The organism is Pseudomonas veronii, assembly GCF_002028325.1.
Lineage (GTDB): Bacteria > Pseudomonadota > Gammaproteobacteria > Pseudomonadales > Pseudomonadaceae > Aquipseudomonas > Aquipseudomonas veronii.
Window position 1 is genome coordinate 6,418,533 of the sequence record NZ_CP018420.1, and the last position, 25,210, is coordinate 6,443,742.

Sequence of the window (25,210 nt, forward strand, 5' to 3'; positions counted from 1 at the left end):
GACGATTCAAGCGGCGCGGGGCGCCAGGCCCTGCATATCAATCGACGGCATGTGCTGGCCGATCAGTTCGGCCAGCAGTTGGCCGCTGCCGCAGGCCAGGGTAAAACCGAGCGCGCCATGGCCCAGGTTCAGCCACAGGTTGCGATAGGCGCTGGCGCCAATCAGCGGCACCCCGGTCGGCGTGGCGGGACGCATGCCGGCCCATTCGACCGCGTGGGCGTAGTCGCCGGCCAAGGGGAATGTCTCGACCGCCTGGCGCCTGATCAACGCGAGCCGCTTGGGCTCGAGGCCGGCGTCGAAACCGACGATATCGACCATCGCCGCCACCCGCAATTGCTCGCCGATCCGGGCGTACACGATCTTGCGGTCGTAGTCGGTGATGCTCACATTCGGCGCCCGATGCTGCGCGCCAATCGGCACGCTCAGGCTGTAGCCCTTGAGCGGATACAGCGGCAGCGCCAGCCCCGGCAACCCCAACTCAGCGCTGCGATGCCCGGCGGCGAGGACCAGTTGCTCGACCGGCATTACCTCCTCGCCCAACTCAATGGCCTGCACCGCACCGGCGCTGTGACGGATCCCGGTGACCTTGCGCCCCAGCAAGAAGCGACAATGCCCCGACGCTTGCAGGCGCGCCGCCAGGCGTTGGCAGAAGGCGTGACAATCGGCCACTTCCTCGTTCGGCGTGTAGATCCCACCGACAAAACCACCGCTCGCCAGCGCCGGCTCCAGGCGGGTGCAATCGGCCGCCGACAGCACCTGCTGTTGCAGGATATCCGTGACCTTGCGGCGCGCATGCTCGAAGGTGTCGGCGTTGCGAAACGTCACCAGCTTGCCGTTGCGCCGCCAGTCGAAGCCGTCCAGACGATCATCCTCGCGCCACTGCTCCAAGGTGGCCTGGCTCAGGCTCGCCAGGCGCAGCAGGTGGGCGGCATTGCGCCGGTTCACCGAGCCACGGCAGGCGCCGAGGAACGCCGCCATCCAGCGCCATTGCTGCGGGTCGAGGCGCGGGCGCAGCTTCAATGGCGAATCACCGCGCAGCAGCCAGCCAAGCGCTTGCAGCGGCACCCCGGCATCGGCCAGCGGCGCAACGTAGCGATACGACAACTGCCCACCGTTGGCGAAACTGGTTTCGCTGCCCAGGGTGTCGCGCGCGTCGATCAGCGTCACGTCATGCCCGGCGCGCACCAGCGCGTAGGCGCTTGCCAGGCCGATGACCCCACCCCCGATGATACAAACCTGCCTGGCCATCCCCGCTCCTCGCCGTTGAATAAGACGGCTCAAGCGTAGGGGCAGGTGACAGGCCTGCGACAATGAATAAAGATGGGTCACCTATAAGCAAAGGTTATGGACTCGCCATGCGCTTGCGTCATATCGAAATCTTCCAGGCCATCCGCCAGACCGGCTCCATCAGCGCCGCCGCGCAATTGCTGCACGTCTCGCAGCCGGCGGTGAGCAAAGTGTTGCAGCACGCCGAGTTGCAACTGGGCTTCCCGCTGTTTCTACGCGTGCGCGGCAAATTGCAGCCCACGCCGGAAGCCCTGGCACTGGAACGCGAAGTCGAGAAAGTCAGCGAAAGCCTGCAAGGCGTAAGGCGCCTGGCCAAGAGTCTGCGCCGGTCGCCGGCGCAGAGTGTGCGGATCGGCGCGATCCCGGCGCTGGCGCTGTCGTTGCTGCCACCGGCGATTCTGCAGTGGAAGCGCGCTTACCCGGACATTGCCTGCGAACTGTCCAGCGACCATAGCCGCGAGTTGGTGCAGAAGCTGTTGATGCGCGAAATCGACCTGGCGCTGACCCTCAACTTCGCCGGCCACCCGGGGCTCACCACCCAAGTGCTGGCCAACGGAGCCTTGGTCGCGCTGGCGTCCAAGGGCTATTGGAGCGACGCGCAAACCCGCCAGCCGCTGCCGTTGGCGGAGCTGGCGGGAGCGCCGTTGATTGGCCTGTCCAGCGCCGACCCGTTGGCGGCAAAGCTCGACAGTTACCTGGAGAAAGTCGACCCGCCACCACGGGTGAGCCTCTCGGTGCAGACCTACTCCCTGGCCCGCGCGATGGTCGAATCCGGCGCCGGCCTGACCGTCATCGACCCCTTCACCGCCCTCGGCGCGTCGACGGCGACCACCTGCATCCGCACGCTCACACCGCCGCTGCCGATCACCCTGTACGCCCTGACCCGCGCCGACGAACCGCCGCCGCACATGTTGGCCAACCTGCTGCAGATCTTCGGTGAACGTGCCCGGGAGCTGCTCGAACGCCTGTAGTCAGCGCCCTCAACCCCACTGAAGAACCAATGTGGGAGGGGGCTTGCCCCCGATGGCTGTGGTTCAGCCAGCATATTTGCCAACTGACACACCGCCATCGAGGGCAAGCCCCCTCCCACATTTTTTTAGACCGCGTCGTGCGTTAGAGCACGTAGTGCATGATCGCCACGAAATGCAGCAAACTGCCGCCGATCACAAACAGATGCCAGATCCCATGGGAATGCCGCAGGCGATCCTCCAGGGCAAAAAAGATAATGCCGACGGTGTACAACACCCCGCCCGCCGCCAGCCAGATAAACCCCGCCGTGCCCAGCGCGGCGATCAGCGGCTTGACCGCCACCAGCACGATCCAGCCCATCACCGCATAGATCACGATCGACAGAACCCGTGCTTCAGAACGCGGTTTGATCTCCTGCAGAATGCCGATCACCGCCAGCCCCCACACGATCCCGAACAACGTCCAGCCCCACGGCCCTCTTAAACTGACCAGGCAAAACGGCGTGTAACTGCCGGCGATCAACAGGTAGATCGAAAAGTGATCGACCTTCTGCATGATCGCTTTTCGCCGCCCCTGCACGCTGTGATACACCGTCGACGCGCTGTACAGCACCATCAACGTAAACCCATAAATCGCCACGCTGACAATCTTCCAGGGGCTGCCGTCCAGGCTCGCCACCACCAACATCCACACCGCGCCCACACACGCCGCGACTGCACCGAGCAAATGGCTCCAGGCGTTGAATCGTTCCCCGTGGTACATCTGTCACTGACCTCCCGTAACCGTTGACCGCTGGCTGACAAGCGTCCCGCCTTGCGCATAAGAGTGCAAGGGCCTTATGACGTTCCGGCGACGCCGCACGGTTTTGCGGGCACAATCGGCAGCATTCGAACAAGAGCCACGGCCATGTTGATCGACGAAGAGTTCACCCTCAAAAAGCTGGAAATCTTCCTGGCCTTCATGCGTACCGGCAACCTGGCCCGCGCCGCCGCCGAGCTGCAAACCAGCAACGTCAGCGTACACCGCGCCATCCACTCCCTGGAAAACGCCCTGCGCTGCCCGCTGTTCAAGCATGAAGGCCGCAACCTCACCCCGCTGGAAAGCGCCTACGTGCTCGAAGAGCGCGCACAAAAGCTGGTGCAGGACGCAGTCGACAGCATCCGCCTGACCCGCGAAGCCGCCGGCTTCTCCGCCGAACGCTTCAAGCTCGGCTCGCTGTATTCGCTGACGGTGAAAACCGTGCCGCAACTGATCATGGGCCTGAAACTGCGCCGCAGCGAACTCAACATCGACCTGATCCTCGGCTCCAACTTCGACCTGCTGTATAAGCTCAAGAACATGGAAGTCGACGCGATCCTGATCTCCCTCGACGAACGCGCCAACGACCCCGATTGCGAACAGATCGCGTTGTTCTCCGACGACATCTTCCTCGCCACGCCCGCCGACTCGCCCTTCGACCGCGACCAGCAGATCGACCTGGCCGACGTGCGCGACGCCACGTTCATCACCCTCACCCAAGGCTTCGCCACCCACCAGGACGGCAACCGTGTGTTCAAGCAAGCGGGGTTCGAGCCGAAGGTGGCGATGCAGGTCAATGACATCTTCACCCTGCTGAGCATGGTCAGTTCGGGGGTCGGTTATGCGCTGCTGCCGGGGCGGATTGCGGCGGTGTATGAGAACCGCGTGAAGCTGATACCGCTGCAACCCCGGTATCGGTTGCAGCAACATATCGGGGTGGTGTTCTTGAAGGCCAAGGAGCGTGATCCGAATTTGCTGGCGTTGTTGGCGGAGTGTCGGATGTATGCCAATCGGCAGGTGACAGCCTGACAGACCGTTATCGGGGGCAAGCCCCCTCCCACATTTGGAATGCGTTTCAATGTGGGAGGGGGCTTGCCCCCGATAGCGCCAGCCCAATCACCGCAACACCCCAAAGTCAGCCCACCAACCCTCGCACAATGAAGTACAACAACGAAGGCCCGAGCAAACAGCCAAGCCCGGTGTGGAACGTCGCGGTCAGCGCGCCATACGGCACCAGGCGCCGATCCGTCGCCGCCAGCCCCGCCGTCACGCCACTCACCGTACCGGCCAGCCCACCGAACACCATCGCCGAACGCGGGTTATCCAGGCCCATCCAACGCGCCGCAACCGGCGTGCCGACCATCACCAGAATCGCCTTGATCAAGCCAGTGGCAATCGACAGCGCCATCACATCCGAGGTCGCGCCGATCGCCGCACCGGTCACCGGGCCGACGATGTAGGTCACGGCACCGGCGCCGATGGTGGTCATGCTGATCGCATCGCGATAACCGAACACCCAAGCCATGCTTGCACCGACGATAAACGGCAGGATCGTGCCCAGCAGCAGCGCAATCACACCGATCATCCCGGCCTTGCGCGCTTCGGTGGCTTGCACTTCAAACGCCGTGGCGACGATGGCGAAGTCGCGCAGCATCGCGCCGCCCATCAGGCCGATGCCGGAGAACAGCGATATATCCGCCAGGCCTTTTTGCCCGCCGGTCATGGTGCCGCCGACCCAGGCCAGCACCAGGCCGATCACGATGGCAATCGCCGAGCCGTGAACGCGCCCGAACGTCAGACGCTTGGACAGCACCACGGAAATCCACATCACCACGCCCACGAACGCAAAGGCAGTGACCAGGCCGTTATGCTCCAAACCCTTTTCAATGAGAGCCCACATATCAGCGGCCTCCTACGACAGGTGTCGGTGTGATCAGCGGTTCTTCATCGGGCAGCGGTTCGCCCTTGTGCGTGCGGCTGATCAACGCGATGGTGCAACCACACACCACCACCGAACCAATCGCCGCGAGTACCGCGACGGGGCCGCCGTGCAGAGCGGTGACCACATTTTGTTGCGCGGCCATCGCCACCACCACAGGGATGTACATCGCGCCCCAGAAGCCGACGCCCATTTCGCAATCCTTGGTCATACCGCCGCGTTTGTGCATCCACAGCCGTGCGCAGATCAGCAGGATCATCGCGATGCCCACCCCGCCCACGTTGGATTTGACGCCAAGCAACACGCCAAGCATGTCGCCCATGATCACGCCCGCGAGCGTGCAGATCGCCAGCAATGCCACACCGTAAATAATCATTGTTGTTGTCCTCAAAGTGCTCGATCGATTTTTTGTTGTTGTGCTTCGAAAGCCTTGGGTGGTGCTTTATCGGTGGCGGCGCTCCTCCTCTTCCAGCAGGGCCTGCAAGGTGTCCAGGCGCGCACCTTCGCAGGCGATCACCGTGCCGTGTTCGAACACGCGGCGTGACAAGCCGGTGAGAACGGCGCCGGGGGGCAGTTCGATCTGCAGGCGCACGCCGCGCTCATAGGCGCTTTGCACGGTGCCGCGCCAGTCGACGACGCGGCACATGTTGAAGGCCAGGTCGTCGCGCAATTGCGCAGGGTCGCGGATCGGCCGCGCCCGGGTACTGCTCAAGTAGCTGATGCGCGGTGCCTTGAGCGTGACGAACGCTTCAGCCAGCACCTGGGCCGGGCGCTCCAGCAGCGCGCAATGGGACGGCACGCTGACGGCCAGGCGCTTGGCGATGCCGTTGCCTTTGACGCGCTGGGCGACACGCTGCATCGCTTCATCGCTGCCGGCGATCACCGTCTGGTTGTCGGCGTTGATATTGGCCAGGTACACCGGGGTTTCGGGACTATGGATGTCGGCCAGCAGGGTTTCGACAGTGGATAAATCCGGGCCGATCAGGGCGGTCATGCCGTAGCCCTGTGGATAAGCCTGCTGCATCAGTTCGCCACGCAGGCTGACCAGCCGGACGGCGTCGGCAAAGCCCAGGGCACCGGCAATCACCGCCGCCGGGTAAGCGCCGATGGACAAACCCGCCACATAGTCCGGCGTGCGCGCCAACAGGCGCGCATGGGCCACACCCGCAATCAACAGGCACAACTGCACAGCGCGGGTACTGGCCAAGGCCCGCGCAGAGTCGAGTTGGCGAACGTCTTCAGCCAAGGCCTCGCTGGCTTCGTCCAGCACCGACGCGGGCAAATGCCGAAGCATGCCAGGGCGTTGCGCACCCTGCCCCGGAAACACCAGCAGGCTGCTCATATCAGCGCCTGCCAGGGATCGATGACCAGGTGCGCGCCGCTGGCGGTTTTGAGTAATACGCGACGTGACGAGCCGGCCCATTCGCGCAAGGCGACGGCGCCAAACGGGGTTTGCAGTTGCAGGTCCACGGCGCAGACCGCCGTGTCCAGGATCGCCAGCAAGTCCCCGGCGTCGCGTCGCTCCAGCGGCTTGGGGGTGCGCAGGATCAAATCCAGATCGCTGGCGTCATGCAGCGCTTCGATGCCCGTGGCCAATTCAAAACCCGCACTGCCGCTGACGCCCCAATCCTTCTGCGCCAGCAGCGGCCGCAGTTGAGCCAGCGCCCGCAATGCCGGCAAATCCCGTGGCGATGTCACCTCGCGCAGGGCTTGCGGCGTCACGCGCCGCCGCACCAGCGCCAGCGGCATCTGCGCGGCGAAACGCTGCTCGCGCAAACGCCCGCGCACGCCGACCGCCACCTGGCCCGGTTGCGCAATGGCGCGGCGGACCACCACCGGCTGCCCGGCACCGAGCGCCTCCAGCACCCAGGCCGGCGCATCGGCAGGCACATGCGCCGGGGTCATGCCCCAGAGCAGGTCGTGGGCGTTCACCATTGCGCCCGCAGCAGTTGGCGCACATGGCTGGAGGCGGCGCGATGGGGCGCACCCAGGCGACCGCTCAAATCGCGGCCATCGACATCCTTGATCGCATTGACCAGGCAGTCGCTGACCCGCGCCACATCGTCCTTCGTCGGCTGTTCAATCTGGCTGACCGACAGGGTCTCCCAGAGCAAACCGAGGCTGGCATAACTGTCGATGTCATAGGCCATCGGCGGCACACTGGCGGCCAGGGCTTCGAGCTCTTCGACGCTGCGCAGGGTCACCCGCGCCGCCGAGGCCTTGCCCATGGCGTGAACCATCACGCCGGGGTCGCGCAGGGCGATCAGGCGGTTGGCCTGGTAACCGTGGGCGAGGAACGCGCCAGACATGGCCTTGCCCACCAACAACCCGATCACCGGGTGCCCGGCCAGACGGGCGCGAGCGTAGCTGTCGACCGCGGCGGCCAGGGCTTGATGGATGCCGAGGGCTTCTTCGCGACGGCCATAGGCCTGGCTCGGCACATCGACGATGGCGATCAATGGGCGCTGGTCGCCGGTCGCAATGGCTTCATCCACGGCTTTGGCCAACCTCCAGCCTTCGAGCAGGCCGACTTCGCCATTGCGTGCGCGGGGGAAGCGGTTTTGCGCGTCGGGGACCACGGCGATAAAGCGCACCTTGTGTTCACCCAATACGCCATCGGCGACTTTCAGCGAGTCCGGCAACCCTTCCACGGGTTGGGCGCCGGCACTCAACGCGTTGAACCACTGCAAGCCTCTCATGAGCGTTCTCCCTGATACAGATCGCGAACCGTCGCCGGGTCGATTTGCGGTTCGGCGTCCAGTTCAGCCAGGCGCGCCAGATAGAAGTCGGCGCGGCGACTGCGTTGTTGAGCGGGCAAGCCGAGCTGCAATAATGCGCTGACGGTCTGCTGAATCTGCGCGACATCATCCGCCACGTAACGGTCGGCCAAGCCGCTGTTGAAGCGTTGTTCGCCGCCGGTCAGGCTCCAGATAAAGGGCCGGTCGCGGGAATCGTATTCATCCAGGCCGGCTTCCTGCTCGATCACCTGCGGACCGTTCAAGCCCAGGCGCGCTTCGCGGGTCACCAGCAGATAGCTGCACAGCCCGGCGGCGATGGACATCCCGCCAAAGCAACCGACGCTGCCCGCCACCACGCCGATCACCGGCTGATACTGGCGCAGATCGACAATCGCGGCGTGGATATCGGCAATCGCCGCCAGACCCAGGTTGGCTTCCTGCAGGCGCACGCCACCGGTTTCCAACAGCAGCACGGCGCGGGTCGGGATGCCGTTGCGGTTGTCTTCGGCCGCCAGTTCAAGGGCGCCGGCGATTTTTGCGCCGCCGACCTCACCGAGGCTGCCGCCCTGAAAGTTGCCTTCGATCGCGGCGATCACCACCGGCTTGCCAGCGATGTTGCCTTTGGCGATCACCACACCGTCGTCGGCCTGGGGCACCACGCCCTGACGGCTGAGCCAGGGCGACATGACCCGTTCGAACGGGTCGATCAGTTCACGGTAAGAACCTGCGTCCAACAAGGCCTTGGCCCGCTGCCGTGCGCCCAGTTCGACGAAGCTGTGTTTGCTGAGCAAGTCAGTCATGGCCGATCTCCTCGAAGCCTTGTTCCAGGCGCAGGCGCACCACGCCGGGCGTGGCACCGAAGTCGTGGATATCAATGTTCAACGCGGGCGGCGTGTGCTCCTGGAAGATCCGCTCAAACAGGTGCTGCCAACGCTGTTCGGCGCCATTCACCGAGGTCTGTACCTGAATGCTCAGGATGCCGGGCGTGCCCGGTTCCAGCAGCACTTCGAGGTCGCCCGAACCGACACACCCCACCAGCGCGCGACCTTTGGGCGGCTGCCCGGCGGGAAATTCAAAAGATAAGGTTTCCATCAAAACGCTCCATCGAGGCGGTCGATAAACAGGCAGGCGGCCAACAGGTCGGCGGCGCCGCCGGGGGAGGCATTCAGGGCCAACAGCTGTTGGTCGAGTTCGTGCAAATGGCGGCGACCGGCCAGGGTCGCGCTGCCGCCTGCGTCGAGCACCGCTTGGGCGCCGTGTTGCATGGCGTGCAGGCCCGCAGTGCCGGCGCGGTAGAGCACGCAGGTGTCGGCCAGGGCGGTCATGATCGCGAGCAACGCATCCAGGCGCGCGTTCTGTTCACCGGCCTGTTGCTGGCGGCTTTTGTGCAGTTGCGGCAGGCCGCGTTGCAACACCGAGGGGAAACCCAGTTGGGCTTCCTCACGGGCACCGCGTGCGCCGTAGCGTTGCGCCACCTGCGCGCCATGGCTCATGGGTTGCGGGGCATGGCGATCGTCGAGCAGGGCCAGTTTTGCCGCTGTCAGGGTTACGGCATTCGGGTGAAGGGATTGGGGTTCCAGTGCCGCAGCCGCAGTGAGTAAGCCGAGGGCCCAGATCGCACCGCGATGGGTGTTCACGCCGAGGGTGGTGACGAGCATCGCCTGTTCACCCTCACGACCGATGCGACCGAGGGCCTCGCGCAGGGGCAAGCCGACTTCACCGATGTCGCGGGCGGCTTCGGCCATTGCCAGGAACATCGGCCACAGCGACAGCGCCGAGGCGTGCATCAGGCCCAGGTGCAAATCGCGGTGGGCGCCGTTGCCACGACGGTCCACCAGGGCCGGTTTGGGCGACAGGTCGGCTTCGTCGATCAGGGCGTCGACGGCCAGGTCCGCCAGGCGTTCGGCAACGCTGAGTGGCTGCAGTTTGAGGGCGCGCATTTACCAGCTCCTGAACTTGGCGGGAGGGTTGTACAAACCGCCGGACCACTCCACCAGGTCGGCCACGCTCTTGGCGGCCAACAACTCGCGGGTGGCGTCGGTGCGGCGGATGCCGAGGTCTTCGGGCCAGGCGATCAGGCCCTCACGGCGCATGCGCGCGGTGTCCTTGGGGTTGTGGCGCATGCCGATGGCGGTCACCCCGGCGACGGCGGCAATCATCGCCTGGCGCTCTTCCAGGGAGCGCGCCTTGTACAGGTAGGCGATGCCTTCTTCGGTGAGCAAGTGGGTGACGTCGTCACCGTAGATCATGATCGGCGCCAGGGGCATGCCGCTTTTGCGCGCCACCTCCACCGCGTCGAGGGTGTTGACGAAGGTCGGTTTGCCGCCTTCCTGGAACGTCTCGACCATTTGCACCACGAGCTTTTTGCCGCGCTCCAAGAGTGCTTCGGGAGCATCCTCGTGACGCATGTCGAGCCAGGCCGGGGTGCCATGGCGGCGCCCGCGCGGGTCGTGGCCCATGTTCGGCGCGCCGCCGAAACCGGCGAGGCGCCCGCGGGTGACCGTGGAGGAATGCCCGTCGCCGTCCACTTGCAGGGTGGCACCGATAAACAGGTCCACCGCGTATTGGCCGGCCAGTTGGCAGAACATGCGGTTGGAGCGCATGGAACCGTCGCGGCCGGTGAAGAACACATCCGGGCGGGCGGCGATGTAGTGTTCCATGCCCAGTTCAGTGCCAAAGCAATGCACGCTTTCGACCCAGCCGCTTTCGATGGCGGGGATCAGCGTGGGGTGTGGGTTGAGGGTCCAATTGCGGCAGATCTTGCCCTTAAGGCCCAGGGATTCGCCGTAGGTGGGCAGGATCAATTCGATGGCGGCGGTATTGAAGCCGATGCCGTGGTTGAGCGACTGCACGTTGTGTTTTTCGTAGATGCCGCGGATCGCCATCATCGCCATCAGCACATGCACCGGCTTGATGTGGCGCGGGTCACGGGTGAACAGCGGTTCGATGTAGAACGGCTTGTCGGCCACCACCACGAAGTCGACCCAGCTGGCCGGGATGTCGACGCGGGGCAAGTCGGTGACGTCATCCACCAACTGATTGACCTGCACGATGACAATGCCATCGCTGAACGCTGCCGGCTCGATCAGCGCCGGGGTGTCTTCGGTACTCGCGCCGGTGTAGATATTACCGGCGCGGTCGGCCATGAAACCGGCCGAGAGCACCACATTGGGGATCAGGTCCACCACCAGCCGGGCATAGAGTTCGATGTAGGTGTGGATCGCGCCGATTTCCAGCAGGCCGTCTTCCAGCAACTGGCTGATGCGCAGGGATTGGGTGCCGGCGAAAGAGAAGTCGAGCTTGCGCGCGATGCCCTTTTCAAACAGGTCCAGGTGCTCGGACCGGCCGACACTGGGCATGATCATGTGCAAATCGTGGAGCTTGGCCGGGTCAGCCTTGGCCAGGGAGCGCGAGAGGAAATCCGCCTGCTTCTGGTTATTGCCCTCCAGCACCACGCGGTCGCCGGGGAGGATCAGGGCTTCGAGGGCCTCGACGATTTTGTCGCTGGGCAGCACGGCCCCATCCGCATACTGCTTGACCAGCCCGAGCCGCCGCTGCTTCTCGTCGCGCCGCCGCGTCCAGCGCGAGTCGGGGGTAATTATTGTTGTCATGGTCGCTCCACGGGTTTGCTGTCGTGGGCTGTACCTTAGGAGTGATTCAGAGGGGCATCAATCAAGCTGGGCGGCGGATCGTTACGGCTGGAGTAATGAATCGACGACAGACACGGGGTCAAGCCTAATGGGGAGCAACGTGCCCCCCAAAGCAGCCCACGGCGCTACTCGAAGCGAGGTAAATGCGGAACCACCGTCGGCTTTTGCGCACTCACCCATGCGTCGAACCCTCCGGTGATCGATGTTACGTGCAGGTAGCCCATATCAAGCAGCGATACAGCCGCGAGTGCTGCACGACCACCTGTTTTGCAGTACAGCACGACCTTAAGGTCCGGCGAACTGAGTGCGATATCGTTGGACAGTTTAAATTCCAGCATTCCGCGCGAGGCATGCACAGCGCCCAAGATATGACCTGCGGCATACTCGTCGGCTTCACGTACATCAATAAGTACATCCGCATTCTGGATAGCCAGGTCAACGTCTTCGATGGCAACTTCTTCGATACGGGCTTTAGCGTCTACTACAAGATCGTGGGCAGTTTTAATCATGGTATTTGGGAAGCGTCCAGTTGGGAGAGTTAGCCGACGTTCAAAGCGGCGCCGCAACACCTGCGCGGCTGCCATCGGTATTAATCATGTGGTCGGCCATTTCGGAAAACATACGTTGCAGCTTCGCATTCAGGACTGCGTCATCCACCTGCTCGTTGATTGCCTGACGCATGCACAGCATCCATTCGTCGCGCTCGACAATACTGACTGCAAAGGGCGCATGTCGCATGCGCAAACGCGGGTGGCCACGTTCCTGTTGAAACAGTGGCGGGCCGCCAAGCCAGCCACTCAGGAACTTGAATAGACTGTCGGCGCTGCCGGCAAGACTCGGCGGGTGCATCTGGCGCACTCTTCGCGCCTCGCACAGCACCTCCATCAATTCGTAAAAGCGGTCGACCAGTTTATGGATACCCGCCTCTCCCCCTAACTGGAGATAAGTACTGGTGTTGTTCTTATGCACGGTACTCAATAGTTCAGTCATATCGTCAGCACTCAATGTTGGAACTTTATCCCGCCCGCAAGCACATGCGTCACACAGCACTGCCATTGGCAGATAACGCCGCCGTCGTTTATCGCAACGGGCCATGACCAGGCAGTTAGCACGCGCCATGCCAAGAGCGGAAATGTGTTTTTTATTGATTGATAACAAATACTTAACTATTCGAGCACGAAGATGGCAGATGCGTTGGCAGTCACATCTTCTGCCAATCGGCTATGACGGCAGTGGTTGGCAGTCAGGGTGCGGGCGAGCGCCTACGACTTGTGGCAGGCCGAGCATTGGGAGCAGCGGATTGATTGAGCTCTGAAGACGAGCGCTAACCTGTGTGGGAGGGGGCTCGCCCCCGATGGCAGTGGCTCAGTTACAGATACTGAGACTGACACACCGCCATCGGGGGCAAGCCCCCTCCCACATTTGTTCGGTGATGTCTTTTAAATAGCGGTCCCCAAAAGGGAGTGATCAGTCGCTGTTTGGGAACGTTTCAAGATGCTGGAGAAGGGCTGACTTGATCCCGCGCTCTGTCGACCAGCAACTGCCCCAAAGCCGCCATTTGCTGGATTCCGAGCATGATTGCGCGCTGCGAGCGACACGTTCATGCAGGGCGCAAAATATTGCAGGAAGAATCCGAACGCTGACTCATCACAACTCCATCACCACCTTGACCGCGCCAAGACCTTCGAGGGCGTAGCTGTTGTACTCATACACGCCCCCCTGAATATCCAACCGAAGCACGCCCTCATGCTCACTTACTTGCACATCGGGTTCTTTGGTTTTCAGAAATGGATGAGCCGACACCAACCCTGTGAGTATTTCCTGATCACTCCCCAGGTCCTTATGAACGTAGTACCTGTAGGAAAAGCCCACCGTCGCACCACCCTGCCCATCCCGCGCGCCGTAGATTGAGGTGCCGTTGCCCAAGGAATGTTTCAACACCACCTCATCCAGATCCGGTGTCCCGGGCGACATGACCCAACTGCCCGCGATATAAATCAGGCAGACCACTAACAGGCAGTTACGCAGGATCGGTATGAAGCCTTCAGTGGCCTTGAGAAATCGCATACTCAATACCTCTCCTTATCCAATATTGATCTCGCGGGTCATCACCAAAAGGATCACCTCCCCACCATGATCCAAAATCCGGATGGGTGGTTTTTGCGATGGTCTGAGCAACACCAGCGGCGCGCAGCAACACGTGCTCAGGAATGCCCAACACCGTACCAGTTGCACCGTAATTGAAGTTACCAAAAGCCTCGTATTGGCGCCCTCGCTTCTTGTAGTTCCATGGCCCGGCAGCTCTGACCTGAGAATAAAACCAGGAGTAGGCGAACGCCGAGCCTGACTGGAGATGAACACGCTTGCATTTGGCTATTGCCATATTTTCTAGAAGTGAAACACCAGGCGGCATTAACGGTACGGCCATGTGCCGGTCCTTGTTGGCAGTGAGGGGTGCTGAAATTAGCATCCCACTCAGGCCAGAAAACCTGCCCAATCAAAGTAAAGAAATTGCCTACATAAACAACATCCCATTCCGACAGAGGCTCGCCCCCGATGGCAGTGGCTCAGTTACAGATACTGAGACTGACACACCGCCACCGGGGGCAAGCCCCCTCCCACATTTGTTCGGTGGTGTCTTTTAAATAGCGGTCCCCAAAAGGGAGTCCCATTCAGGCCGGAAAACCTGTCCAATCCAGGCAAAGAACTTGCCTACATAAACAACATTCAATTCTGACATCAGTGCGCTCAACGCCAACCTGTGTGGGAGCAAGCCCCCTCCCACATCGGGATCATCGCAAGGCTTATGTTCAGGCCAGGCCGGATTCAACCAGCAGGGCTTCTAACCCCATCAAATCCGGCACTTTTGCCACATGCTCCCCCACCTGCACCGCCGCCAGTTCCAGCGGGCACAGCGGCACATCCACGTAGCTCAACTGGCTATCGAGTTTGTACGAGCGGGGAATCCCCTGGATCACCATCGCAATGAACTTCAATGACGGCCGCCCGCCCAGGGCGTTCAGCACGACGATGCGCGAGCGCTCGCCGGTCACACTGGCTTCACCGCAGGCCGCTTCGAAGCTGATCAGCGGCAATTGCCGGTCGCGCCAGGTCACTTGCCGCAGGTACCAGGGCGGTGCGTCGCTGGCCGGTTCGCCGCGCTGGAAGTCGATCAGTTCAGCGATGGCGACATTGGGCAGCACCAGGTGGCGGTCGGCCAGGGGCAGGAGCAGGCCGGTGAGTTGGCTGGTGCGGTGGTCAAGCATGGGACTTGCTCCAATAGGCGATGCTTTCCAGCAGCACCGACTCCTGATACGGCTTGCCGAGGTAGTCGTTGACGCCGATGGCCATGGCGCGGTCGCGGTGTTTCTGGCCGGTGCGGGAGGTGATCATGATGATCGGCAAGCGCATCAGCCGTGGGTCGTTGCGCACCTGGATGGCCACTTCGAAACCGTCCATGCGCGGCATTTCGATGTCCAGCAGCATCAGGTCCGGGGTGTGTTCTTCCAGCACGGCCATGGCGTCGATGCCGTCCTTGGCGGTGAGGACGTTCATGCCGTTGCGCTCGAGCAGGCGGCTGGTGACTTTGCGCACGGTGACCGAGTCGTCCACCACCAGCACCAGCAACGGGCGCTTTTTCAGCGGCGCGTTGAGCAGCAGCGGGACGTCCACCACCTGGGCCGGCAAGGCCGGTTGCCGGGCGCGGATGTGGGCGAGCAGGTCGATGATCAAGACCACACGGCCATCGCCGAGAATGGTCGCCCCGGAGAGCCCCTTCACCCCGGCAAACTGCGGCCCCAGGCCCTTGACCACGATTTCCCGGCTCCCCGCCATGCTGTCCACCTGCACCGCCACGTGCCGTTCGTTGTACTGCACCAACAGCACGGGCAACGGTTGGTACTGGCCCAGCAGTTTCGGGCGGGCGACCGTGTGCAACAGGTCGCCGAGGTAAAACAGCTCATAGCGCTGGCCAGCGTATTCATAACGCGGCGGGTCCAGTTGATAGTGCCCTTCCAGCTCATGGGGCAACACGCGCACCAGGCCTTCGATGGTGTTGAGCGGCATCGCGTATTGATCGTCCGCACACTGCACCATCAGCGCACGGTTGACCGACACGGTGAACGGCAGGCGAATACGAAAATGCACGCCCGCCCCCGGTATCGAATCGATAAACATCGAGCCGCCAAGCTGGCGCACTTCTTCATGCACCACGTCCATGCCCACGCCACGCCCGGAAATCTGGGTGATCTTTTCCGCGGTGGAGAACCCCGGCTGCAGGATGAACTGCAACACGTCATGGTCGCTGATCTCTTGATCAGCGGCGAGCAGGCCGCGCTTGATCGCCTTGCGCCGTACCGCATCCAGAGACACGCCGGCACCGTCGTCGCGCAGGTCAAAGACGATATCGCCGCCTTCGTGGGTCAGGTCCAGGGTGACGCGGCCCTTCTCGGGCTTGCCGGCCAGCAGCCGCGCCTCGCGGGACTCCAGGCCGTGATCGACGGCGTTGCGCAGCATATGTTCCAGCGGCGCGACCATGCGCTCCAGCACGTTGCGGTCCATCTCGCCCTCGGCATTGCCGACCACGAATTCCACGTCCTTGCCCAACTCCTGCGCGACCTGGCGCACGATGCGCTTGAGGCGTGGCAGCATGCGTTCAAAGGGCACCATGCGCGTTCGCATCAGGCCTTCTTGCAATTCGGTGTTGATGCGCGCCTGTTGCTGCAACAGGTCGTGGGCATCCTGGTTGCGGCGTTCGAGGGTTTCCTTGAGGTCGAGCAAGTCGGAGGCAGACTCGAACAACGCCCGGGACAGTTGCTGCAACTGTGAATGACGGTCCATTTCCAGCGGGTCGAATTCGTCATAGTCCAAGCGCTCGGCTTCGGCCTGCTGACGGCTGAAGAGGCGGCCCTGGGTTTCGCTGTCGAGCCGACGCAGTTGGTCGCGCATGCGCTCGAGGGTGGTTTCCACTTCGTTGAGGGCAACCTGCGCGTCGTTGACCTGCTGTTCGATTCGGCCACGGAAGATCGAGGTTTCACCGGCCAGGTTGACTAGGTCGTCCAGCAGGTCGGCGGAGATTTTCACCATGTCGGCCGTCGGTTCGACAGCCGCTTCGGCCTTGCCCGTCACCAACGCCACCGCCGCCACCGGCTCATCGCTGGGGTGGACCAGGCTCTTGATGCGCTCGATGAGTTTGTCCACCGAGCCCACCGGCAAGCCCGCCGCCACCGCATCGATCATCTGCGCCAGGCGGTCGTGACAACCTTGCAGCAAGGCGAACAACTCAGAAGACGCCACGAGCAAACCGGAGGACAAGCCTTCGTAGAGAAACTCCAGCTCATGGGCCAAGTCGCCGATCGGGCCGATCTCGACCATGCGCGCACCGCCCTTGAGGGTGTGCAGGTCGCGCAGCAGGGTTTCGACTTCCTGGCGGTTATGGGGCTCAGCCTGCCAGCGCAGCAACGCCGCGCCCGAGCTGTCGAGAATGTCGGCAGCTTCTTCGAGGAAGATATCCAGCAATTCAGGGTCGATGCCCAAGGTATGCGCGGCCGCGACCGGCGCCGTGGGCGAACCGCTGTGGCGCAACGCCCGGACTTTGGCGATCAACTCACTGGAATCGCTCAGCGCCTGATGCTCTTGCAACTGGTCCAACTGCAACGCCAAGTGCTCATGACTGGACATCAGTACCTGGGACAGCTCGCCGGAATAGCTGTAGCGGCGGTCCGCCAGGCCTTCGTAAAGGCCTTCCAGCTCGTAGGCAAGGTCGCCGACCGGCCCGATCTCGGCCATGCGCGCGCCGCCCTTGAGGGTGTGCATATCGCGCTGCAACGAGGTCAACGGCGCTACGCCCTCGGGTTCCAGCAACCAGCGCTTGAGGGATTGCCCGGCGCTGTCGAGGATATCCACGGCTTCTTCGAGGAAGATCTCGACGATCTCATCATCTACCACCGCGTGCCGATCCAGCCGGGCCGTCGCGGCGCCCAGTTCGGAGATGCTCAGCGCACGGCTGCCGTCGCTTTTGATCAGGCCGGTGGCGGACGGATCGAGGGCGCCATCCAGCAGCTCGCGCAAGGCTTGCATGCGCGTCGGGGCCGGGCTGATTTCCTGACCGGCGGCCAGTTCGTCGAGCATGTTGATCAGCGCTTCGTGGGCCTGTTCGGCCTCCTGGAAAAACCGCTCGCTGACCGCCAGGCTGCTTTCTTCCACGGCGCCGTAAAGGTCGAGCAGGGCTTCGCACAGTTCGTCGATGGCGTGCAGGTCGGCGAGGTGCGCGCCCTGCCCCAGGGTAGTCAATTCATCCAGCAGCGCAGTCAGTTCCTGGCGTTCGCCGGGGTGTTGTTGCCAGCGGCGCAGCAGGCTTTCGGCGTCGAGCAGGATGTCCATGCCCTGGGCCAGGAAGTTGTTGATCAACTGCGGATCACGCTTGATCCGCAGCCCGGTGCTCGGCGCTTCGAGCTGGGCTTGAAGCTGCTGATCGAGCAGGCTTTGGGTGCGACCGATCAGGTCGGCGGCCCCTTGGATCGGCATCAGCGGGTCGCCGTTCAACTGGCGCAAACCCCGTTGGAACAGGCCCTCGGCCTCCAGCAGCAGTTCCACTTCATCCAGGTCCAACGGCAGGCGGTGGGCCTTGTACTCGCGGGTCAGGTGATCGAGCGGGCGCGCCAGTTCGGCGATTGGCAGCACGCCGGCCATGTAAGCGCTGCCTTTGAGGGTGTGCAAGGCGCGTTGCAGCTCATCGCTGACTTGCAGCGGCACATGCTCGGCGGCCTGACGCAGGAAATGGTTGAGGCTGTCGAGGTGGCTCTGGACTTCGTTGCGGAAGATCTCCAGCAGCATCGGGTCATGGGGTTCGGCAGCCGCCACGGCAGTGCCGCTGGCCAACGCGTGGGCGCGCGCGGCCAGGGCGTCGACCGCGTCCCGCTGGCGCTGGGCACCGGCGGCGAAGTCGGCGATCAGTTCCGGCAGCAGGGCCACTGCTTCATCCAGCACCTGTTGCACCTCGGGGCCGGCGGCCACGCTGCGCTCCAGCACGCGGTTGAGCAGGTTCTCGACGGCCCAGGCCAGTTCCGCCAGCACCAGGGCCCGCACCATGCGGCCGCTGCCTTTGAGGGTGTGGAAGGCTCGGCGCATTTCGCCGAGGGCGGTTTTATCGACGCCGCTCGGTAGATGGTGGTGCAGCACCTCGAGGACTTCGGCGGTCTCTTCGAGGAACACTTCACGCAGTTCGTCGTCGATCGGCTCTTCACCGGCCGGCGGCGGCAGCAGGCTGCCGGGGCGTTGCAGGGCGGGCGGGTTCAAGCGCGAAGCGGGATTGGCCAGCGCGTCGAACTGGGACTGGCTCGGCGTGCTCTCGCTCGACAGCGCACCATCCGGCGCCACCAGCGCCTGGCGCCAGGGCTTTTCGGCAGGCAGGTAACCCAGCGCGGCCAGGCCCCGGGTGGCCAGCTCCAGCACCCGTTCGCCAGCGGCGTCGGGGTCTTGGAGCATGCGTTCCAGGTAGTACTCCAGGCCGCTGATCACGTCGGCGAAATGCTCCAGCTGCTCTGCGGACGGCACTGCGTCGTTGATCATCAGTTGTTCATCGACGTAATCGGTGCAACCGCGCATCAGGCTCGCTGCGCGTGGCAGTGGAATCATCGCCAGGGCGCCGCGCACCTGGCTCAACAGCTCCGGCAGGGACTCCAGGCGCTGGCGCTCCCACTGGGCGTCGATGCAGTCGATCACCAGCTCTTTGGCTTGCTTGAGGCACTGGCAGGACTCGCGGATCACCAACTGATGAATCTGCGTCAGGTCGGTGGTGGGCAGGCGGCTTTCTTCGCGGTTTTCCGGCTCGACCGTGCCCGCCATCCCGGCCAGCGTGGCTTCGACGTAGAGCAACGCGCCAGCGACATCCATCAGCACCGCATCGTTGGGTTCGCGCTGGCCCTGGGCCAGGCTCAACACCACCGCAAGCTGGTCGATGATGACTTTGCGCGGCTGGCCAAAGCCCAGCACCGCAAGGGTATCGGCGATTTGCCGCAGCGGCGCCAACAGCGCATCGAGGTCGCTGGTGTGTTGACGGTCGCTGCGCACGAACAGGTCGAGGCGTTCCTTGACCCGCACCAGCTCCTCGCACAACGCGCCGAGCACCGAGCCCATCGCATTGCGGTCCGGCCCGGCCAGACGCGCCCGTTCGGCATCGACCACGGCGCTGTCGGGCAAGGCTTCATCGAGGCCGTAGCGTTCTTTCAGGCTTTGCATGCGCGGCGTTGGCCGGGTGACTTTGGCGACGTAGAACAGCAGGCTCTTGAGCAGTTCATCCGGCGCCGGCTGGTTGATGCCGCCAATGCCCTGGACTAGCAGGCGCTTGAGTTGCTTGTCGCTGGCCTTGAGCAGGCTGCGCAGCGCCGGGCTGTTGGCGATCACGCCGGTCAACATGCCCTCGACCAGCGCCGAGGTAACTTGCCACAGCGGCAACAGCGGCGCGCCCTGGCACAGCGCTTCGAGGCGGGCGAAGACCCGCGCCATGTCTTCCAGGTTGCTCGGGCCGTGATCTTCGCGCAGCAACCCGGCCAGAGCTTGTTGCAGCAGCAGGTGCCACTGGCGCACCTGCTCGTTCAGGTCGGGCGGCGCACGTTGCGCCAGCGTTTCTTCGGACAACGGCGCAATCGACAGCAGTTGCGGGCTGAACAGGCTGGTTTCGGACAACAGGCTTTCGCCGCGCGCACTGCGCAGGTCGTTGAGCAGCGGCAACACCACCAGCGGCAAGTCGCGGCGCGCGCTGTGGATGCGGTCCAGGTACAGCGGCAATTGGCCGAGGGCTTGTTGTAGCAGGCGGATGCTTTCATCGCGCTGGCTGACGCGCCCGGCCTGCAGGGCCAGAGCCAGGGCTTCGATTTCTTCGGCGAGCAGCGCCGCGCCGTAGAACTCGACCATTTGCAAAGCGCCATGCACTTGATGGATGCACGCCAGGCAGTCGCCGAGGGTGTCGTTGTCGGTGGTTTCGACAAACGCGTCCAGCGCCGAACGGGCCTGTTTCAGGGTTTCGGCAATGTCGCCCTTGACCCATTCGAGGGCCACGTAGTCGTGCCGATCAACCATAACTGCTCCGCTTAGAATTCATGAGTTGCTGGTGTTCTTGAAACAAAGAGCAAGCTCCCTCCCACATTTGGATTGCATTTCAATCATCAGCCTGCTTAGCAGCCGGGAGGGTGAAGCCCGATACTGAGCGGCGCAACTGGCTGGCCATTTTCGCCAGGTTGCCGATGCTCTCGGCGGTGGCGGTCGAGCCCGATGAGGTCTGGCTGGTGATCTGCTGGATGACGTTCATGGTCAGCGAGATCTGCCCCGCCGACGACGTCTGTTGCTGCGCCGCGTTGGAAATACTCTGGATCAGCGCCGCCAGGGTTTTCGACACGCCTTCGATCTCTTCCAGCGCCACCCCGGCGTCCTGGGCCAGCCGTGCGCCGCGCACCACTTCGGTAGTGGTCTGTTCCATCGAGATGACGGCTTCGTTGGTGTCGGCCTGGATCGCCCGCACCAGGGTTTCGATCTGCCGCGTGGCCGCCGAGGAGCGCTCGGCCAGGCGTTGCACTTCATCGGCAACCACCGCGAAGCCGCGCCCGGCATCCCCGGCCATGCTTGCCTGGATCGCGGCGTTGAGCGCAAGGATGTTGGTCTGGTCGGCGATGTCATCGATCAGGCTGACAATGTCGCCGATCTCCTGGGACGACTCGCCCAGGCGCTTGATGCGCTTGGCGGTGTCCTGGATCTGCTCGCGAATGTTGTCCATGCCGTGGATGGTGTTGTGTACCACTTCATTGCCCTTGTTGGCGATTTCCACCGAGCGCTCGGCCACCGCCGAGGATTCAGCCGCGTTCGCCGACACCTGATCGATCGACTGGGCCATCTGCTTGATCGCGGTGGAGGCCTCGGCGATCTGCTGGGCCTGATGCTCCGAGGCCTGCGCCAGGTGCATGGCGGTGGCCTGAGTGTCCTGCACCGCGCCGGCGACCTGGCCGGCGGTGAGGTTGATGGTAGCGACAAGGTCGCGCAGTTGGTCCACGGAATAGTTGATGGAGTCGGCGATGGTGCCGGTGAAGTCTTCAGTCACCGAGGCCGTCACGGTGAGGTCGCCGTCGGCCAGGTCTTCGATTTCATCCAGCAGGCGCATGATCGCGTTCTGGTTGCGCTCGTTCTTCTCGGCGGTTTCCCGCAGTTGCTGGTTGGTGGCGCGGACCATCACCAGGCCGATCAGGATGATCGAGGCCAGCGCCAGCAAGCCCAGCACATAGCCGCCGATCGTGTCGAAACTGCGCCCGCTGGCGAGGTTTTCAAAGCCGGTGGCCAGGTGCGAGGCTTCATCGAGCAGGGTTTGCGAGAGGTTGAAAATATTGCTCGCCGAGGCCCGGACCTGGAACAGTTGCGGCGAGGTTTCGAGGATCTCGTCCACGGAGCCGGAGACAAACTCGAACAGCTCGGCGATTTCCGCCAGGCGCGCCCGTGCGTCGTGGTCCTCGACCTGGGTGATGCGCAGCCCGGGGTTGCCCTGGAGCATGCCGGTGAGCACCTGGCCGAAGCGGTTGGCATCGCGGCCAAAGGCATCGGCGGCCTGCGCGGCGGTTTCGTCACCGGCCAGCACGGTGTTGACCGCCCCCAGGATCCGCTCGGCCAGCAGCGACTGGCGCTGGGCCAAGGCCACCTGGCTGGCCGGGGCGCCGCGTTGCAGCAGAATATCCACGACCTTTTCCGATTCCATCTGCAGTTGCGGCACGGTTTCGGCCAGGGTCGCGGCAACTTGATGCAACGACAGCACGGTCTGTTCGCTGGCGAGGATCGCGTCGGTGTTTTTCAGCAGCGCTTCCCAATCGGTCTGCACCGCCCGCATCTCTGCACGTACCGCACTGGGCGCGGCGGGCAGGCCGGTGTCCGGGTCGCCCTTTTTCAGGTAACCCCAGCGCCGGGCAAAGTCATTGCGCGCCTCCGCCAGCAACTTGAACGCCGCGGCCTTGCCGGCGGCGGCTTCGGTGGCGTTCTTGGCGATACGCTGGGACAGCACCCGCAACTCGCCGGCGTGGCCGATGTACTGCTTGTCGTAGGTGGACTGGGTGTTGAGGTACGCGAAGTTGGCGAACAGCAACATGATGAACACGATCAGCGCAATAAACAGCACGATGATCTGCGAGCGGCTGCGTGAGCCTGCCTGGGGTTTGGGCGTGGTAGCGGTGGTCATGCGGCAACATCCATGAAGCCAGGGGCCTGGGCCAGAGCGAAGGGGCTGAAGACCTGCCACTGCTGATCAGCGTCGAACCGGCCACTGATAAAGGGCACGCCGGGGGTGGCGCTGGGCAACAAGGCGTCTTGTGCGAAATGCTGCATACCCACCACCTCGTCCACCAGCAGCCCGATAAATATGTCCTGGTATTCCACGACCAATACCCGCCGCTGCTTGTCTGCCTTGGACAGCGCATGGCCGAGGAACCCGCCGAGATCCATCACCGGCAGCAGGCGCCCACGCAGGTTAGCGACTCCTCTGATCCAGGTCTTGACCCCAGGCATTAAAGTGCAGCGCGGCTCATGCAGCACTTCGGCGACTTCGCGCATGGGCGCGACAAACCACTGTTCGCCCACGCGAAAGCCGATCCCGCTCCAGCCTTGCAGGCGGGTTTCCTGGGACGGCAGGTCAGCGGCCAGCAGGCGACAGCGGCGGTCGATGTCCAGCAGCAGCTCGAAGGCGGTTAGCGACTCGGTCATGATGGCGTGCCGTCAGCGGGCCAAGACCTTGTTCAGGGTGGCGATCAGCGTGGCTTCGTCCACCGGCTTGGTCAGGTAATCCTTGGCGCCCTGGCGCGCGCCCCAGATTTTGTCGGTTTCCTGGTCCTTGGTGGTGATGATGATGATCGGGATGCCATTGGTTTCCCGCTCCTTGGACAGCTGGCGGGTGGCCTGGAAGCCATTGAGGCCCGGCATCACGATGTCCATCAAGACCGCGTCGGGCTTTTCCTGGCGGGCCAGGGCCACGCCGTCGGCACCGTTTTCCGCTTTCAAGACCTGATGACCGTGCTTTTCCAGCATGCCGGTCAGTTTGTACATTTCGGTCGGCGAATCGTCGACGATCAGAACACGTGCCATGGTTTTCCCCACTACATTGGAAGACGCACGCCCTTGTGAGGTTGCGTCAGTGTGCTTGTTCTACTGCGGCGAAACCCGGCACGTAGGCCTTGATCGCGCCCAGCAGTTCTTCCTTGCTGAAAGGCTTGGTCAAAAACTGATCGACACCGACGATACGCCCCTTGGCCTTGTCGAACAGGCCGTCCTTGGAAGACAGCATGATCACCGGGATCGACTTGAACGCCGGGTTGTTCTTCACCAGGGCGCACGTCTGATAGCCATCCAGGCGCGGCATCATGATGTCGACAAAGATAATGTGCGGGTGATGATCCACAATCCGGGCCAGGGCATCGAAACCATCGATGGCCGTGATGACATCGCAGCCCACGTTCTTCAACAGGGTTTCGGCGGTGCGGCGGATCGTTTTCGAATCGTCGATCACCATCACTCTCAAGGCGTTGGAATGCTGTTCCATATCTGCTCTACCATCGCCACAGCGAATCGATTTTCGGTGTGTACGGCCTGATACTGCCCAGGATGAGCGTCACAAGCCTTGGAATTCAGGGGCTGCTGCGCCGTGGCAGTCTTTTTAGCACAGTCTCGTGGAGCAATCTATCGAGCGACCCGCCAGGTGGTTTTTCCTTGACCCACAACAGTCGCAGCGCCACTCTGACGCCACTTTTATGCGCCCTAATTTGCTAGAGGAAATCCCCCATGAGCGTTCGCGTCGGCATTGTCATGGACCCTATCGCCAGCATTTCCTATAAAAAGGACAGCTCGCTGGCCATGCTCCTGGCCGCCCAGGCCCGCGGCTGGAGCCTGTTCTATATGGAACAGCGCGACCTTTACCAGGGCGACGGCGAGGCGCGTGCGCGGATGCGTCCGCTTGAGGTGTTCGCCAACCCTGAAAAGTGGTTCGAGCTGCAAGACGAAATCGACAGCCCCCTGAGCGACCTGGACGTGATCCTGATGCGCAAGGACCCGCCGTTCGACATGGAATTCGTCTACTCCACCTACCTGCTGGAGCAGGCCGAGCGCGCCGGCGTGCTGATCGTCAACAAGCCGCAGAGCCTGCGCGACTGCAATGAGAAGCTGTTCGCCACGCTGTTCCCGCACTGCACGCCGCCGACCGTGGTCAGCCGCCGCGCCGATGTGCTGCGCGAATTCGCCGCCAAGCACGGCGATGTGATCCTCAAACCGCTGGACGGCATGGGCGGCACCTCGATCTTCCGCCACCGCGCTGGCGACCCGAACCTGTCGGTGATCCTCGAAACCCTGACCGCCCTGGGCACCCAGCAGATCATGGGCCAGGCTTATCTGCCGGCGATCAAGGACGGCGACAAGCGCATCCTGATGATCGACGGCGAACCGGTGGATTATTGCCTGGCGCGCATCCCGGCAGCCGGCGAGACCCGCGGCAACCTGGCGGCCGGCGGTCGTGGCGAAGCCCGGCCTTTGTCGGACAAGGACCGCTGGATTGCTTCCCAGGTCGGCCCGACCCTGCGGGAAAAAGGTTTGCTGTTCGTAGGCCTCGACGTAATTGGTGAACACCTCACCGAAATCAACGTCACCAGCCCGACCTGTATTCGCGAGATCGACAATGCATTTGGCACGAACATCGGCGAAATGCTGATGGCCGCGATTGAGCGCAAGCTACAAGCCAAGTGACATAGAACAGCCGGACACCCGCCAACATTGCGTTATCATGCGCCACCTGTGAAACACGCGATGTTGGTTTTATT

The 25,210-nt window shown here is 63.2% G+C and carries 24 protein-coding genes and 1 pseudogene; 3 read left to right on the forward strand and 22 right to left on the reverse strand.

The features are described from left to right. Positions 1-6: 6 nt before the first annotated feature. Entirely contained in the window at positions 7-1,248 is a 1,242-nt protein-coding gene (locus PverR02_RS29500) for a D-amino acid dehydrogenase (protein WP_079444862.1), read from the reverse strand. A 107-nt stretch (positions 1,249-1,355) separates the two neighbouring features. Here PverR02_RS29500 and PverR02_RS29505 point away from each other — a divergent pair, with 107 nt between their 5' ends. Next, positions 1,356-2,258, forward strand: coding sequence for a LysR family transcriptional regulator (locus tag PverR02_RS29505; RefSeq protein ID WP_017844978.1), 903 nt, complete (start codon positions 1,356-1,358; stop codon positions 2,256-2,258). Positions 2,259-2,400: 142 nt separating this feature from the next. Here PverR02_RS29505 and trhA read toward each other — a convergent pair whose 3' ends face one another. Beyond that, on the reverse strand, positions 2,401-3,018 hold the full coding sequence (trhA, locus tag PverR02_RS29510; protein ID WP_017844979.1) for a PAQR family membrane homeostasis protein TrhA: 618 nt from the start codon (positions 3,016-3,018) through the stop codon (positions 2,401-2,403). Between the two features lie 144 nt (positions 3,019-3,162). On the opposite strand from trhA, the gene PverR02_RS29515 reads away from it, so the two are divergent. After that, positions 3,163-4,083, forward strand: coding sequence for a LysR family transcriptional regulator (locus PverR02_RS29515; protein WP_017844980.1), 921 nt, complete (start codon positions 3,163-3,165; stop codon positions 4,081-4,083). Positions 4,084-4,189: 106 nt separating this feature from the next. On the opposite strand, the gene madM is transcribed toward PverR02_RS29515, so the two are convergent. The 20 genes and pseudogenes from madM to pilG form a co-directional block, all read right to left on the reverse strand. Continuing rightward, positions 4,190-4,954 (reverse strand): malonate transporter subunit MadM, encoded by a 765-nt coding sequence (gene madM, locus PverR02_RS29520; protein ID WP_017844981.1) that lies wholly within the window; start codon positions 4,952-4,954, stop codon positions 4,190-4,192. Between the two features lies 1 nt (position 4,955). Next, positions 4,956-5,369, reverse strand: a complete 414-nt coding sequence (madL, locus tag PverR02_RS29525) for a malonate transporter subunit MadL (RefSeq protein WP_017844982.1) — start codon at positions 5,367-5,369, stop codon at positions 4,956-4,958. Positions 5,370-5,435: 66 nt separating this feature from the next. Next, entirely contained in the window at positions 5,436-6,335 is a 900-nt protein-coding gene (gene mdcH, locus PverR02_RS29530; protein WP_079444863.1) for a malonate decarboxylase subunit epsilon, read from the reverse strand. Continuing rightward, positions 6,332-6,928, reverse strand: a complete 597-nt coding sequence (locus PverR02_RS29535) for a malonate decarboxylase holo-ACP synthase (protein ID WP_079444864.1) — start codon at positions 6,926-6,928, stop codon at positions 6,332-6,334. Before PverR02_RS29535 ends, mdcH begins: the two co-directional genes overlap by 4 nt. Continuing rightward, positions 6,922-7,692 (reverse strand): biotin-independent malonate decarboxylase subunit gamma, encoded by a 771-nt coding sequence (gene mdcE, locus PverR02_RS29540; RefSeq protein WP_079444865.1) that lies wholly within the window; start codon positions 7,690-7,692, stop codon positions 6,922-6,924. Before mdcE ends, PverR02_RS29535 begins: the two co-directional genes overlap by 7 nt. Continuing rightward, positions 7,689-8,531 carry a biotin-independent malonate decarboxylase subunit beta gene (locus PverR02_RS29545; protein WP_046381770.1) on the reverse strand — a complete coding sequence of 281 codons (843 nt, stop codon included), beginning with the start codon at positions 8,529-8,531 and terminating at the stop codon, positions 7,689-7,691. Before PverR02_RS29545 ends, mdcE begins: the two co-directional genes overlap by 4 nt. Beyond that, entirely contained in the window at positions 8,524-8,823 is a 300-nt protein-coding gene (locus PverR02_RS29550) for a malonate decarboxylase subunit delta (protein ID WP_046381769.1), read from the reverse strand. Before PverR02_RS29550 ends, PverR02_RS29545 begins: the two co-directional genes overlap by 8 nt. Beyond that, positions 8,823-9,671 carry a triphosphoribosyl-dephospho-CoA synthase gene (locus PverR02_RS29555; protein ID WP_079444866.1) on the reverse strand — a complete coding sequence of 283 codons (849 nt, stop codon included), beginning with the start codon at positions 9,669-9,671 and terminating at the stop codon, positions 8,823-8,825. Before PverR02_RS29555 ends, PverR02_RS29550 begins: the two co-directional genes overlap by 1 nt. Next, positions 9,672-11,342, reverse strand: coding sequence for a malonate decarboxylase subunit alpha (mdcA, locus tag PverR02_RS29560; protein WP_046381767.1), 1,671 nt, complete (start codon positions 11,340-11,342; stop codon positions 9,672-9,674). Between the two features lie 164 nt (positions 11,343-11,506). Then, entirely contained in the window at positions 11,507-11,887 is a 381-nt protein-coding gene (locus PverR02_RS29565; protein WP_079445049.1) for a rhodanese-like domain-containing protein, read from the reverse strand. Positions 11,888-11,930: 43 nt separating this feature from the next. After that, a complete protein-coding gene (locus PverR02_RS29570) occupies positions 11,931-12,371 on the reverse strand; it encodes a group II truncated hemoglobin (protein WP_017844991.1) in 441 nt (146 codons plus the stop codon). 499 nt (positions 12,372-12,870) lie between these two features. Continuing rightward, a pseudogene (locus PverR02_RS33215) lies at positions 12,871-12,972 on the reverse strand (DUF6124 family protein); the annotation flags it as partial. A 56-nt stretch (positions 12,973-13,028) separates the two neighbouring features. Then, complete coding sequence (locus PverR02_RS29575) at positions 13,029-13,448, reverse strand: hypothetical protein (protein WP_046381766.1); 420 nt, start codon at positions 13,446-13,448, stop codon at positions 13,029-13,031. Then, on the reverse strand, positions 13,426-13,809 hold the full coding sequence (locus PverR02_RS29580) for a polymorphic toxin type 44 domain-containing protein (RefSeq protein WP_079444867.1): 384 nt from the start codon (positions 13,807-13,809) through the stop codon (positions 13,426-13,428). Before PverR02_RS29580 ends, PverR02_RS29575 begins: the two co-directional genes overlap by 23 nt. Positions 13,810-14,191: 382 nt before the next feature. Further along, positions 14,192-14,647, reverse strand: coding sequence for a chemotaxis protein CheW (locus PverR02_RS29585; protein WP_017844993.1), 456 nt, complete (start codon positions 14,645-14,647; stop codon positions 14,192-14,194). After that, positions 14,640-20,459: an Hpt domain-containing protein gene (locus PverR02_RS29590; protein WP_079444868.1), complete on the reverse strand. Its 5,820-nt coding sequence runs from the start codon at positions 20,457-20,459 to the stop codon at positions 14,640-14,642. Before PverR02_RS29590 ends, PverR02_RS29585 begins: the two co-directional genes overlap by 8 nt. A 79-nt stretch (positions 20,460-20,538) precedes the next feature. Next, entirely contained in the window at positions 20,539-22,590 is a 2,052-nt protein-coding gene (locus tag PverR02_RS29595; protein WP_079444869.1) for a methyl-accepting chemotaxis protein, read from the reverse strand. After that, complete coding sequence (locus PverR02_RS29600) at positions 22,587-23,111, reverse strand: chemotaxis protein CheW (RefSeq protein ID WP_046381763.1); 525 nt, start codon at positions 23,109-23,111, stop codon at positions 22,587-22,589. Before PverR02_RS29600 ends, PverR02_RS29595 begins: the two co-directional genes overlap by 4 nt. A 12-nt stretch (positions 23,112-23,123) precedes the next feature. Beyond that, positions 23,124-23,489, reverse strand: a complete 366-nt coding sequence (pilH, locus tag PverR02_RS29605) for a twitching motility response regulator PilH (RefSeq protein WP_017844997.1) — start codon at positions 23,487-23,489, stop codon at positions 23,124-23,126. Between the two features lie 46 nt (positions 23,490-23,535). Then, positions 23,536-23,943, reverse strand: coding sequence for a twitching motility response regulator PilG (pilG, locus tag PverR02_RS29610; protein ID WP_010564379.1), 408 nt, complete (start codon positions 23,941-23,943; stop codon positions 23,536-23,538). 239 nt (positions 23,944-24,182) lie between these two features. On the opposite strand from pilG, the gene gshB reads away from it, so the two are divergent. Next, positions 24,183-25,136 (forward strand): glutathione synthase, encoded by a 954-nt coding sequence (gene gshB / locus PverR02_RS29615; RefSeq protein WP_017844998.1) that lies wholly within the window; start codon positions 24,183-24,185, stop codon positions 25,134-25,136. Positions 25,137-25,210: the final 74 nt, after the last annotated feature.